The organism is Streptomyces sp. NBC_00414 (genome assembly GCF_036038375.1).
Lineage (GTDB): Bacteria > Actinomycetota > Actinomycetes > Streptomycetales > Streptomycetaceae > Streptomyces.
The window spans coordinates 721,428-734,259 of the sequence record NZ_CP107935.1 but is presented as its reverse complement, the minus strand read 5'-3'; the positions used below and the strand labels follow the sequence as shown (position 1 = coordinate 734,259).

The 12,832-nt window shown below is 70.9% G+C and carries 12 protein-coding genes; 3 read left to right on the top strand and 9 right to left on the bottom strand.

Annotation, left to right across the window (positions count from 1 at the left end; translation table 11 throughout):
• Window positions 1-64 precede the first annotated feature (64 nt).
• The 5 genes from OHS59_RS03185 to OHS59_RS03165 all read right to left on the bottom strand — a co-directional run bounded on the left by OHS59_RS03185 (window position 65) and on the right by OHS59_RS03165 (window position 5,486).
• Window positions 65-1,087 (bottom strand): FecCD family ABC transporter permease, encoded by a 1,023-nt coding sequence (locus tag OHS59_RS03185; RefSeq protein WP_443061608.1) that lies wholly within the window; start codon window positions 1,085-1,087, stop codon window positions 65-67.
• A gap of 209 nt (window positions 1,088-1,296) precedes the next feature.
• The gene (locus OHS59_RS03180; RefSeq protein ID WP_328491840.1) at window positions 1,297-2,493 is read right to left on the bottom strand and encodes a FecCD family ABC transporter permease; all 1,197 of its coding nucleotides are present in this window, start codon (window positions 2,491-2,493) and stop codon (window positions 1,297-1,299) included.
• Window positions 2,494-2,549: 56 nt separating this feature from the next.
• Entirely contained in the window at window positions 2,550-4,160 is a 1,611-nt protein-coding gene (locus OHS59_RS03175; protein ID WP_328491839.1) for a sodium/solute symporter, read from the bottom strand.
• Window positions 4,157-4,585 carry a DUF485 domain-containing protein gene (locus OHS59_RS03170; RefSeq protein WP_328491838.1) on the bottom strand — a complete coding sequence of 143 codons (429 nt, stop codon included), beginning with the start codon at window positions 4,583-4,585 and terminating at the stop codon, window positions 4,157-4,159. The genes OHS59_RS03175 and OHS59_RS03170 overlap by 4 nt, the downstream gene beginning before the upstream one ends.
• A 448-nt stretch (window positions 4,586-5,033) precedes the next feature.
• The gene (locus tag OHS59_RS03165) at window positions 5,034-5,486 is read right to left on the bottom strand and encodes a MarR family winged helix-turn-helix transcriptional regulator (RefSeq protein WP_328491837.1); all 453 of its coding nucleotides are present in this window, start codon (window positions 5,484-5,486) and stop codon (window positions 5,034-5,036) included.
• Window positions 5,487-5,651: 165 nt separating this feature from the next.
• Between OHS59_RS03165 and OHS59_RS03160 the strand changes: the two genes are divergently transcribed.
• On the top strand, window positions 5,652-7,109 hold the full coding sequence (locus tag OHS59_RS03160) for an MFS transporter (RefSeq protein WP_328491836.1): 1,458 nt from the start codon (window positions 5,652-5,654) through the stop codon (window positions 7,107-7,109).
• Between the two features lie 68 nt (window positions 7,110-7,177).
• Here OHS59_RS03160 and OHS59_RS03155 read toward each other — a convergent pair whose 3' ends face one another.
• A complete protein-coding gene (locus OHS59_RS03155; protein WP_328491835.1) occupies window positions 7,178-8,104 on the bottom strand; it encodes a LysR family transcriptional regulator in 927 nt (308 codons plus the stop codon).
• A 166-nt stretch (window positions 8,105-8,270) separates the two neighbouring features.
• On the opposite strand from OHS59_RS03155, the gene OHS59_RS03150 reads away from it, so the two are divergent.
• Entirely contained in the window at window positions 8,271-9,533 is a 1,263-nt protein-coding gene (locus OHS59_RS03150; protein WP_328491834.1) for an MFS transporter, read from the top strand.
• A gap of 384 nt (window positions 9,534-9,917) precedes the next feature.
• Window positions 9,918-10,745, top strand: coding sequence for an MHYT domain-containing protein (locus OHS59_RS03145; protein ID WP_328491833.1), 828 nt, complete (start codon window positions 9,918-9,920; stop codon window positions 10,743-10,745).
• Here the strand turns inward: OHS59_RS03145 and OHS59_RS03140 are convergent.
• From OHS59_RS03140 to OHS59_RS03130, 3 genes are all read right to left on the bottom strand, one after another.
• Window positions 10,737-11,621 carry a hypothetical protein gene (locus OHS59_RS03140; protein WP_328491832.1) on the bottom strand — a complete coding sequence of 295 codons (885 nt, stop codon included), beginning with the start codon at window positions 11,619-11,621 and terminating at the stop codon, window positions 10,737-10,739. The genes OHS59_RS03145 and OHS59_RS03140 overlap by 9 nt on opposite strands.
• Window positions 11,618-11,968 (bottom strand): TraR/DksA family transcriptional regulator, encoded by a 351-nt coding sequence (locus tag OHS59_RS03135; RefSeq protein WP_328499034.1) that lies wholly within the window; start codon window positions 11,966-11,968, stop codon window positions 11,618-11,620. Before OHS59_RS03135 ends, OHS59_RS03140 begins: the two co-directional genes overlap by 4 nt.
• 175 nt (window positions 11,969-12,143) lie before the next feature.
• On the bottom strand, window positions 12,144-12,470 hold the full coding sequence (locus OHS59_RS03130; protein ID WP_328491831.1) for a TraR/DksA family transcriptional regulator: 327 nt from the start codon (window positions 12,468-12,470) through the stop codon (window positions 12,144-12,146).
• Window positions 12,471-12,832 lie beyond the last annotated feature (362 nt).

The following is a 12,832-nucleotide window of genomic DNA, read 5'->3' as shown; positions in this document are numbered from 1 at the left end:
TCCTTGAGGGTGCCGAGCGGTTCACGGACCTCGCCGGAACCTTCGTCTGAGGGTCGTGTCACGGTCAGCCGCCCCTGCCCACGCGGTTGGCGCGCGCGAGCAGCCACAGCAGGTACGGCGCACCGACGAGGCTGGTCACGATCCCCACCGGCAACTGCGTACCGGGGATGAGGTGTCGGGCCGCGTAGTCGGAGAGGAGGACCAGCGCGGCGCCGACCAGGGCAGCGGGCACCAGGGCCGCGCCCTGACCGGGGAGCAGGCGCCGGGCGATGGGCGGGGACACGAAGGCGACGAAGCCGACGGGCCCGGCGGCCGCCGTCGCCAGCCCGGCGAGGGCGGTCGCGCAGGCCAGCATGGCGAGTCGGCTGTGCTCGACGCGCGCCCCCAGACCCCCGGCGGCCTCGTCGCCCAGCTGCAGCGCCGGGAGGGCCCGCGCGGCCACCAGGGCCAGGGGCAGCAGCAGGACCGCGCCGCCGAACAGGGGCCAGAAGTGGGTCCAGGAACGGCCGTTGAGACTGCCGGTCAGCCAGAGGAAGGCGTTCTGGGCCTCGGTGACGTCCGACCGCGTCATGACGTACGAGACGACGCTCGACAGGCCCGTACCGATGCCGATGCCGACGAGGACCAGGCGGTAGCCGGAGACACCCTTGCGCCAGGCCAGCAGATACACGGCGGCGCCGGTCAGCAGCGCGCCCACCAGGGCGACCGCCGACAGGGCGATCCCGCTCAGGTCGAGGACCATGCTCGCCAGGACGGCCGCCGCGCTGGCCCCGGCGCTGACGCCGATGACGTCGGGGCTGGCCAGCGGGTTGCGCAGCAGACCCTGGAACACCGCTCCCGAGAGGCCGAAGCAGATGCCGACCAGGAGTGCCAGCAGGGCTCGCGGCAGGCGCAGTTCGAGGACGACGAACTGCGTTCCCCCGTCACCGCCCCCGGCCAGGGTGGCGAGGACGTCGGCGAGCGGGATGACGAAGTCGCCGGTGGTGAGGGACAGGGCGAGCGCCGCGAGGACGACGGCCAGCAGGACGCCGCTCACGAGGGTGCGGCGGGCCTGCCCGCGGCGCCTGACGCGCACGAGCCGGGCCACGGCGTCGTGCGTGGCGGCGGGGGAGAGCCGGCCGGACGTGTCACTCGTACCGGCCGGGCCGCCTGTCGAGCCGGGCGTGCCCCTCGTGTCGGCCGTACCGGCCGTGGGGGTGGTACCGGCCACGTGGGCTGTACCGGCCACAGCGGTCGTGCCGGTCGGCGCGCAGTGTCCGGAGGGCGCCCCGGCTGCCCCGGAGGGCGTCGTACGGTTCACAGTTCGACCACGTTCCGGCGGCGGACGAGGAGGACGAAGGGGACGGCGCCCAGCGCGGCGGTGATCACACCGACCTGCACCTCACCGGGGCGCGCGATCAGTCGCCCCACGACGTCCGCGAAGAGCAGCAGAGCCGGTGCCAGCAGTGCGCTGTAGGGGAGGATCCACTTGTAGTCGGGGCCGGTGATCAGGCGTGCCGCGTGCGGAACCGCCAGGCCGAGGAAGCCGATCGGCCCCGCGATCGCCGTCGCGGCACCGCAGAGCAGGACGACACTCGCGGCGCCGGCCAGCCGCATCGCGACGATGCGCTGTCCCAGGCCGCGCGCGATGTCGTCGCCGAGTGCGAGGGCGTTGAGGGAGGGACCGAGGAGCAGGGCCGGCACTCCGCCGACGGCGACGAAGGGCAGCGCCTGCCACAGGACATCGATGTCACGGCCGTTGAGCGCGCCCACCTGCCAGAACCGGAACTGGTCGAAGGTCCGGCTGTCCCTGAGCAGCATGGCGCTGGTCAGGGAGCCGAGTACAGCGGTGGTGGCCGCTCCGGCGAGGGCCAGTTTCACCGGTGTGGCGCCCTCGCGGCCCAGACTGCCGATGCCGTGGACGAGTACGGCGGCCACGCACGCTCCGAGAAAGCCGAACCAGATGTACTGCGCGGGTTCGGTCAGCGACAGGACGCTGATGGCGAAGACGACGGTGACGGAGGCACCCGCGTTGACGCCCAACAGACCGGGATCCGCCAGGGGGTTGCGGGCGACGCCCTGCATCAGGGCACCGGCGACGCCGAGCGCCGATCCGGCGAGCAGCCCGGCGAACGTGCGCGGGAGGCGGACCTCCTGGACGACCATCTGGCCGTGGACGGAACGGTCGGGGCTGAAGACCCCGGCGACCACGTCGTGCAGAGCCACGTCGCCGGAACCCACGGCGAGGCTGAGCACGCTCACGGCGGCCAGTACCAGGGCCGCGGCGAGCAGGCCCGCACTCAGTGCGGGCCTGCCGTGACGGCGGCGGACGCGTGTGGCGTCGGCGGGTTTCGGCGGGGAGACGGTCACGCGACGCGTGTCCGAGGGTGCGTGCCGCGGGCGAACGGCGACGGGTCGAAGCGCACTGGAGGTCGTCCTTGTCCGCCCGCTCGGGGGCAGCGCAGAGTTACGGAACAGCGAGTTCCGTTCAGTAAGGTAAGCCAAACCTAACATCAGGAAACGTGCTGCCTGCAACTAGGCCCAGTTCGACAGGCCCTGGGCGGGCGATGTCATCTCGGCCTGGGCTCCGGGCCGGCCAGGATTCTGGCCTCGATCCGCTCGTAGTCCCTCTTTCGCCGCTGTGTCTCACGGCGTCCCGAGAACATCGTGCCGAGCCAGCCGAACGCGAAGCCCACGGGGATGGACACCAGCCCGGTCGTGGTGAACGGGAACCAGTTGAAGTCGGCCTGAGGGAAGGCCGCCATGGGTGTCCCGGAGACCAGCCGGGTGCCGGGCATCAGGACGAGGACGGTGAGCGAGCCGCCGATGAGCGTGCTCAGCAGACCGGTACGGGTGTAGCGGCGCCAGAACAGGCTGTAGATCAGCGCGGGGGCGATGGCCGAGGCGGCCAGACAGAAGGACAGCGTCGCCAGGGGCTGGAGACTGCGGTGCTGGATGAGACCGGCGAGCACGATCGTCGGTATTCCGACGGCGAGCGCGGAGATTCGGGCGACGGTCATTTCCCGTACCGGTGAATGACGGGTGGCGCGGCTCGCGTAGACGTCGTGGGCCAGGGAGTTGGCGCAGGCCAGGATCATGCTCGCGACCGACGCGAGCAGGGTCAGGAAGATCGCCGCCGTGACGGTGGTGAACAGGAAGGTCTCGGCCCGCGTGACGTGCGTCCCGAACACCGCGCGGGAGCCCACGAGGTAGGCCGTGTTGCCGCGCGGGTCGGCCGCGGTGATCCCGGACCGGCCGAGGAGCGCGGTCGCCCCGGTCGCGACGATGGTGATGACCAGCATGAACAGGGCCACCGACGACACCGCCCAGGACATCGAGCGGCGGACCTGCCGTGCGCTGTCCGCCGTGAACATGCGCATGGTGACATGGGGGAGACAGGCGCCGCCGAGCACGATGGCGAACTGGGTGCTGACCATGTCCAGGCCCGCGTGCGGACCTCCGGCGAACTGCAGGCCGGAGCGCAGGAACGCCGAGCCCGCGCCGCTGCGTTCGGCGGCTCTGCGGAACAGCTCTCCCGGGTCCCAGGCGAACGCGCGGAGCATCAGGACCGCGACCACGGCGCCCGAGCCGAGGAGCATGACCATCTTCAGGATCTGGATGAGGGCGGTGCCCTTCATCCCGCCGATGGCCGCGTAGGTGATCATCAGCCCGCCCACCCCGATGACACATCCGGTCTTCATGGTGGCGCTGCTGAAACCGAGGATGAAGGCGAGCAGCTGGCCGGTGCTGGCGAGCTGGACCAGCATCATCGGCATCAGAGAGGCGATGGTCACGACGCACGTCGTGATGCGCACGGCGCGTCCGGGCATGCGCCTGGCGATGGCGTCCCCCGGAGTGAACCGGCCGGTGTTCCGCAGGGGTTCGGCCAGCAGGAACATCAGGAGCAGCAGGGACAGCAGGGTGCTGAGGGCGAGCACGACACCGTCGTAGCCGCACAGCGCGATGACGCCTCCGATGGTGAGGACGGTGGCCGCGGAGATGTAGTCGCCCGCGATGGCGAGACCGTTGCGCATCGGGGACAGCGAGCGGTACCCGGTGTAGAACTCGTCGAGGTCGTCGCGGTCGGGGCCCGCGATGACGCAGAGCAGCAGGGTCACGGTGACGACGGTGCAGAAGGCGACCAGGGACCACGTCTGCGCGGTGCCGCTGAACTCCGTCATTGTCCGGGCTCCCGCTCGGCGAGCAGGGCCGTGCGTTGCCGCATACGGCGCGCGAGAGGGTCGACGTACCGGCTGGCCGTGTACTCGAAGAGCACGATCGCGAGCCAGGTGACGGGGAGTTGGACCAGGCCGAGCACCATGCCGGTGGAGAGGCCGCCGGTGACGGGCTCCGTCATGAACGACGGGGCGCGGACGGAGAGGATCAGGAAGATCGTGAAGTAGCCGAGAGCGGTGAAGGTGGCGACTCGGCGCTGTCGGCGGTAGGCCCGGCGCAGGATGCGCAGATCCCTGTGGTGTCCGGGCGTGGAGGGGCGCGCGATGCGCTCGGGTAAGTGCTCTTCTGTGGTGGCCCAGGCGGGTGTGGCTGTGGGGTGCCTGGCTGGGTGGGGCTGAGCGGCGTACGCATCCGAGGGGTCGTCGGACATCCCGGTTCTCCTAGCGCGGCAGGGGTCCGTCACGTGCACGGACCGCAGGGAGGTGGGGAGAGGTGTTCGATTTCTCGCACGCTATTCGGCGAGACCGTGAAGCGAGGCCTTTTGGTCGATCTGGCTCGTTCGTGCGTATCAGTGGTGCCGGCCTCGGACGCCGGGCCGGTCACTCGGTGAGGGGTGTGGGTGAGGGGACGGGTGAGGCCCCGCGAGGGTCGATCGGTGCCTCAGGGGCAAGGGCTTTCGGTCTCCGCGGCACTTGCTGGGCCGCAGGGCCCCCGCGCCTGGTATCTTCCGGTCTCCCTCATAGGGCTCATGAGTACCCCTCCGCGGGCTCCGCGAACCCGTCACCGCGCCTCCCGCCGAACCCCTCCTTGCCTCTACTGCCGTGCGTACACCGGGAGTTGGGTCGAGGTGTCGGCGATCCCGCTCACGACGGCCGCCGTCACGGGCGTGGCCAGGGGCGTCCGCCGAGCCGCTCGATGCCGGTGTTGAAGCGCCGCAGGTAGCCGGCGAACTCCGCGATGTCCTCGTCGGACCAGTCGGCCATGACCCGGTCGAGGGAGCCGACGGTCCGCTCGCGCTCCTCGTCGAGAATCCGGGCCCCCTTGTCCGTGATGCGGAACTTGCGGGCCAGTCCGCCGTCGGGGTCGGGGATGCGCTCCGCGAGTCCGGCGCGCATGGCCGAGGCGGTCTGCCGGTTGAGCGTGGAGGCGTCGAGGCCGAACGCGTCGCTCGGCTCACCGATCGACATGGGCCCCTGTACGCGGATGCGGCTGAGCAAAATGTAGGAGCTCCGCTCCAGCACGCTCTCCTTGCTGCGCCCGCCGTGCGCTGCGAGCGCGTGCCTGCCGAGCAGCATCTGCTCGTACTCGACCTCGTACGTCGGCCTGCCCATGCGCCACTGCCTCCCACTTTCGCGACGGGACCGACGCGGCTCGTTCTGCGGTGGTCCCGGCTGCCATCTTTGCACAGGCTATGCAATGAGCACATGTCATGCATGATGCACAAGGTATGTACACTGCATCCTCAGTAGCCCGAAAGAGATGCGAGGAGTCCCTTGATGGGAACCCCACCGATACCCCGCCACACCAACGGCGTGATCGCCACGCTGGCCTTCGCGGGCACCACGGCGGCGATCATGCAGACCCTGGTCACGCCGCTCATCGCGGATCTGCCCCAGATCCTGCACAGCTCGTCCTCGAACACCGCGTGGGTGATCACGGTCACCCTGTTGGTGGCGGCTGTCTGTGTGCCCGTCACCGGACGCCTGGGCGACCTGCTGGGCAAGCGGCGGATGCTCCTCGCCTGCTCCGTCCCCCTCATCGTGGGCTCGGTGGTGTGCGCGCTGTCGTCGTCCGTCGTCCCGATGATCGTCGGCCGCGGTCTGCAGGGCATGGGCATGGGCATGGTGCCGCTGGGTATCGCGCTCCTGCGTGACGTGGTGCCGGCCGAGAAGCTCAGCTCCTCGATCGCGCTCGTCAGCGCGTCCATGGGCATCGGAGGCGGACTCGGCCTGCCGATCGCCGCCGCGGTCGCCCAGTACGCGAACTGGCGCGTGCTGTTCTGGGGCTCCGCCGTCCTGGCCGTGGCGATCGCCGTCCTGATCTGGTTCCTGATCCCGGACGTCCCCGCCGGAGCCAAGGGTCAGCGCTTCGACGCGCCCGGCGCGATCGGACTCGGCGTCGGCCTGGTCTGCCTGCTGCTCGCGGTCTCCAAGGGCGCGGAGTGGGGCTGGGGTTCGGCGACGACCCTCGGCCTGTTCGCCGCCGCCGTCGTGGTGCTGCTGGCCTGGGGCGTGTGGGAGACCCGCACCCGGGACCCGCTGGTCGACCTGCGCACCACGGCCCGCCCCCGGGTCCTGCTCACCAACCTCGCCTCGCTCTTCGTCGGCTTCGGCATGTACGCCGGCATGCTGATCGTTCCGCAGCTGCTGCAGTTCCCCGAGGCGACCGGCTACGGCCTGGGCCAGTCGATGCTCGCGGCCGGCCTGTGGATGGCCCCCGGCGGCATCATGATGATGGTCGTCTCCCCGCTCGGCGGAAAGCTCACCGACGCACGCGGCCCGAAGTTCACGCTGATCTCCGGCATCCTCGTCATCGCCGCCGGTTACGGCGTGTCCCTGGCGCTGCTGGGCTCCGCCTGGGGCCTGATGCTGGTCCTCATGATCACCAGCAGTGGTGTGGGCCTCGCCTACGGGGCGATGCCCGCACTCATCATGAGCTCGGTCCCGCTCTCCGAGACCGCCGCCGCCAACGGCTTCAACACCCTCATGCGCTCCCTCGGCACGTCCGTGGGCGCCGCCGTCGTCGGCGTGGTCCTCTCCCAGATGACCGTCACCATGGGCGGCTTCAGCATCACCTCCGAGGACGGCTTCCGTACCGCCCTGATCATCGGCGGCGCCGTCGCCCTGGTGGCCGCCGTCATCGCGGCCGTCATCCCGGCCGCCCGCCCCGTCGCGGCCGACAGCGCCACGACGGACCGGCAGGACGCCTCCGAACAGGCCGCGGTCCAGGCCTGACGCCCGTCGGACATGAGGCGGCTCCGGAACTCCGGTCGGAGTTCCGGAGCCCCCTCATGTCCGGACCGCTAGGCCCATGCCGGGGTCCAGGTCTCGGCGCCCGAGTGCGCACGCGGGCCGGAGCGGTGGTGGTCGCGGAGCGCGGCCAGTGCCGGGTGCGCGTTGTCGCGGTGCCACAGCAGTGAGTGCGGGTAGACCGGAGTCGGGTCCCGCACCGGTATGCGCCGCAGATCATGGTCCGCGGGCCAGCTGAAACCTGTCTGCTCGCCGACGAGGGTGGCCAGTGACGGCGACTCGGCGATGGTGTCCAGCAGCGGCTCGACGCCGAAGTCGGGGCCGGTGACCTCGATGGTGAGCCCGAACGCGGCGGCGAGATCGCCGTAGTAGGCGGCCCATTCGGTGCCGGGCACGATGCCGGGCATCCAGATCCGGTGCCCGACCAGCTCGGCGGGCGTGACCGCCCCGGCGGCGGCGAGCAGGTGACCCGGCCCGACGAGGAGCTGGACGCGCTCGTCGAAGGCCCGGGCCGCCCCTATGCCGTCCGGGAGCTGCCCGCCGGATCCGGGGACGGCACGGAAGGACGCGTCGATCACGCCGGACAGGATCGCGTCGACCGCCGCGTCCGCGTCGAAGAGGGTCACGACGTCGAGTTCGATCCCGGGGCGCGCGCGATGGAAGTCGCGCAGCAGATCGGCGGGCGCGAGCCGGCGGCCGATGACATCGACGCGCAGCGCACGCCTGCCCGGCCGAACAGAGTTCAGTGCCCGCTCCTCGGCCCGCAGGAGATCACGGGCATGAGGCAGGAACGCCTGCCCGTCGACGGTCGGCCGCGCACCGCGCGCGGTGCGCGTGAACAACCGCACCCCGATGCTCTTCTCCAGCGCGGCGACGCGTTTGGAGACGGCCTGCTGGGTGATTCCCAGTTCGTCGGCGGCGTCCCGGAAGCGCCCCGCGTCCGCGGCGGCCACGAAGGTGCGCACGGCATCGAGATCCACGCCGACGACCATAGCGGCACCACTACTGCCACGACGATCGCACGACCGTCACAACGATCGGTTGTGCGGTCGCGGTCGTTCGGTTGTTTGATCTCGTGATCTGCTACTCGCTTTGATGCCGATGGCCAGTGTGTGGCCGTTCGGATCGGCGAGGGGTGCATCGGGGATGGCGGGTGGGCGGAAGCTGGGGCGCCGGTTCGGCTGGTTGTGGGCGGCGTTCGCCGTCAGCTCGTACGGTACGGGGATCGGGTTCGGCGCGTCTCCCCTGATCGCGGTGCTGGTGCTGCACTCCGGGCCCGCCGAGGTGGCGGCGCTGGCCGCCGCCGGACGAGCCGTGGGGGCCGTGGTGGCGGTGCCGCTCGGCCCGTGGGTGGAGTTCCGCCGTAAACGGCCGGTCATGGTGGCGATGGACCTGATCCGGTTCGCGGCGCTGATGAGCGTCCCCGCCGCGTTCGCGCTCGGCCGGCTCGGCTTCGTCCAGCTCCTCGTCGTCTCCGTCGTGGTCGCCACGGCCGACATCGCGTTCAAGGCCGCCGGCGGGGCGTACCTGAAAGGGCTCCTGCCGCCGGCGGACCTGCTCGTCGCGAACAGCCGGTTCGAGTCCACGACATGGACCGCGACCATGGTCGGACCACCGCTCGGCGGATACGCGATCGGGCTGTTCGGCCCGGTGACGGCCCTGATGGCCAACGCCGTCAGCTTCCTGCTCTCGGCGCTGGGCATCCGTGCCATCGGCGGCGGCGAGCCGCTCCCGGCGCGGAAGGCCGCGTCGCGACTGCGGGCACGCGATCTGCTCGAAGGCTGGCGCCACATCCTCGCCCACCCCGCGCTGCGCCCGCTGTTCCTCAACGCGATCGTGGTCAACGGCCTGATCATGGCCTCCGAACCGCTGCTCGCCGTACTCCTGCTGGACGACCTCGGGTTCGCCCCCTGGCAGTACGGTCTGGTGTTCGCGGCGCCCTGTATCGGCGGCCTCGTCGGGGCACGCCTCGCGCACCGGCTCGTGGCGCGGTTCGGACAGTACAAGGTGATCCGTGTCGCCGGGACACTGCGGGCGTGCTGGCCTCTCGGCCTGGCGTTCGTCCAGCCGGGAATCCCCGGGATCGTCCTCGTCATCGTCGTCCAACTGGGCCTGGTGACCTGCTGCGGCGTGTTCAACCCGGTGCTCGCCACCTCTCGGCTCGACCACACCGGCCCCGGCCGGGTCGCCCGCACGCTCACCGCCTGGTCGGTCAGCAGCAGCGCCGCCATCGCGGCCCTGACCGCCGCGTGGGGTCTGCTGGCCGTCCTCATCGGCCCCCGCACCGCGATCGCGGTCGCCGGAGTCCTCCTCCTGGCCACCCCGCTGCTGCTGCCACGCCGCGAGAACGGGCGGCGGAACACCCGCGCCGACGGTCAGGCGGTCGTGCCGACGGGAGCGGACCAGTAGCGAGGACCGGCACTCGAGGAATCTCTCACCGTGCGAGGCCGCCGATTTCGGAGAGCCGGATATCACCGAAGGGGCATATGGGGACTATGCGCGTGATGGCATGCAGGAGGAATATGACGCCACAAGTCTCGATTTGGTTGCGTCGTGGACCTGGAAGTGACAAGCAGGGTGCGCCTACCTAGCATTGGGCTCCCGCTCACCCCCCGAGACCGGTGTATGACGGAACGTCATGCGTTGGGTCACCGTCCGCCCCCAGGGTCGGTTCCGGGACGCGTCAGACACAGGTGCCGGTGAACTCGGCTTGTCTGCGTACCCGGACGGTTCTGCGGAAAGGTTTCTTCAGCGCGGTTCCCGAGAGGGGACCTGCGGTCCGAAAGGCGTTCGGTGAACAGCACAGTCAGTCAGTTCAACTATGGAATGGTCACTCCTGTCGTCGCGTTCCTGATGGCCTGCGCCGGTTCGGCGCTCGGTCTGCGCTGCACGACACGGTCGGTACGCATGGGCGTCCAGGGCCGCAGAGCCGCCTGGCTCACGCTGGGCGCGATCTGTATCGGATCAGGCATCTGGACGATGCACTTCATCGCCATGATCGGATTCACCATCGACGGCGCCTCGATCCGGTACGACCCGACCCTCACGTTCCTCAGCCTGGGCGTCGCGGTGGCCGTGGTCTTCCTCGGCGTGTTCATCGTGGGCTACCGCGGCGCCTCGCCGCTCAACCTGGGAGTCGCCGGTGTGATCACCGGCGCGGGCGTCGCCGCGATGCACTACATCGGCATGCACGGAATGCAGTTCGCCGGGCACATGACCTTCGATCCCGTGACGGTCGGCCTGTCCGTGCTGATAGCCGTCACGGCGGCCACCGCCGCACTGTGGGCAGCCGTGTCGCTGCACACCCTGGCCTCCGCCGCGGCAGCGAGCGTCATCATGGGTGTCGCCGTGACAGGTATGCACTACACCGGCATGGCCGCCATGAGTGTCCACGTCGACGCGGGCTCCGCGGTACAGGGCCAGTCCTCGATGGATCTCCTCTTCTCCCTCATCCCGATGGTGGGGGGACCGGTTCTCGTACTGGCCGTGGCGGCCGTGATCGTCATGTTCGACCCCGACATGTTGATCGGCAACGAACCCGTCCAGTCCGCCCCCGACCAGGAGCCGCAGTCCGCGGTCGCTGCGGATGCGCGACCCACCGCGTCCTGGCCCTCACTCTGACCCGGGCCGACCGTCCACGACCGGTGGTACCGGGGGCATGACGCGGGCCACGAGGTCCCCACTTCCGGCGCTTCCGCAGGAGAGTGACACCGCGGGATGGGCATGGGCCGCCCGGAGGAGTTTCGCGGCGCCGCGGACCGCCGCGGTGTGCGGGGCGGGCACGGGCCGCGCGGGAGTGTGGAGCCGTGCGCCCAGACGGTAGGTGATGTCGGGGCGCAGAGCGCCCCCGCCGGCGAGGAGCGCACCCCGTCGGAGGGCGTCGAGTGCCTCGGACGTGCCGTCCTGTTCCAGCGTCGTGGTCACCATGGCGACGATCGCGTCCGCTATCCGCGCGGGTGGGGTACGGCTGTCCAGATCGCCGGTGCCCAGCGCGGTGTGGTGCGCGTCGACCACCGCGCCGTCGGCGAGCAACGTGACCTCGGTGAGATGGGCGCCGATGTCCACGACGAGCAACGGGCGGATCGGATCGGCGTCCACGGCCATGGCCACGGCGCGTGCGGTGGGAACCGTCAGTACGGTGCGCGGGCGCAGGACCTCGACCGCGGCGCGGGCCTCGGCCCGGTAGGCGACACCGCCGAGCACGGGTGTCGTGAGGATGAGGAGCGGGCGGCCGAAGCGGGGCAGCCGGTGACCGAGCAGCCGGTCGAGCATCCGGGAGGTTCCGGGGGTGTCGACGATGGTGCCTCGCTGGATGGGGTACGTGGCGCCGCCGCCCGGGAAGGTCACCGTGGGCACGTCGAGGATCATCCGTCGCCCGCTCGTCCAGGCTCGGGTGCGGGCGCTGCCCAGGTCGAGGGCGATGCCGGAGCAGTGCCGGCACCAGGGCCAGGAAAGATGCCGGCCGATGAGGGGGCGGGGGCCGCGTGCCGTGATCATCGGCCGCCCTCCTTGACCTGCTGACACGGCGTGCAGAAGCGGCACTGCGGCACGACGGTGAGGCGTTCGCGGTCGATGGGTTCCCGGCACAGGTGGCAGATGCCGTAGCTGCCCTCGTCCATGCGGATCAGCGCGGCTTCGACGTCGGCGAGGACCATCCGGGCAGAGGCGGCGAGCTTGCCGCGGACCTCGGCCTGGGGAGTGGCCCTGCGGTCGCGCGACGCGTCGGTACGGGGTGCGTCGGTACGGGGCGTGGCGGAGGCCGAGAGGTGTTGGAGCTGTTCCCGGCGGAACAGGCGTTGTTCGTGCAGGTTCTCGCGCAGCGCGGCGAGGTCCTCGACCGACAGGACCGACTGGGTCGGCCGGGTCGGCCGGGTCGGCTGGACCGACGGGAGCGGCCGGGTCGACGGGAGCGGCTGGACCGACGGGATCGGCTGGGTCGAGTCGCGGTCTTCGATGGTTCGGTGGTTCACCACTTCACCCCTCTGGCAGGGCGGGTATCCGGGGGCGGACAGGCTGTCGTCAGGCGGTGTCGCGACGGCAGGGCACACAGAGCTTCGCGTAGGGCAGGATCTCCAGGCGCTCGACAGGAATGGGCTTCGCGCAGGCGCGGCAGATGCCGTAACTGCCGTCCCGGATGCGGGCGAAGGCGGCCTCGACCTCGGCGAGTACCCGCCGGATGGTGTCTTTCTGCGCGGACATCACCTGTTCCTCCGCGTCCGTGCCCGCCTCGTCGATGGCCCGCAGTTGTGTGAGGCGGGAGTTGCGTTCGTGTTCGAGGCGTTGGAGGGCCTCGTGGTGGGTCAGCCGCTCAAGGGGGGTCCCGGTCCGGGGCGTGTCGAGTGACATGGTGGGTCCTTCTTCCAGTGGGGCGGGTCTGGTCATGGCGGGCGGGGGAGTCGTCGCGCTGTCGTCCCGGGCGACGAGGGCCGGGAACCTAGAGGGACGAAGGGCGGGAACCAGGAGGGCCGACCCATGCCCCCCACCCTGGCCGGTACGCCGTACGAAACCCATCGGGCGCGATACCCATCCGCGGCCCGTAGCGGGGCCCATCGCGGAATGGGCAGGCCAGGGCCGGGAAATGGGCATCGGTGCCCATCGACGCCGGAACCGCGAACAGGCAGGCTGGGCGGAAGACCGGCCGACACCAGAGGCCGAAGCTCACTCTCGGGACACGCGGTGACCGACAGTGGAGACAGTGCCGTGTCACG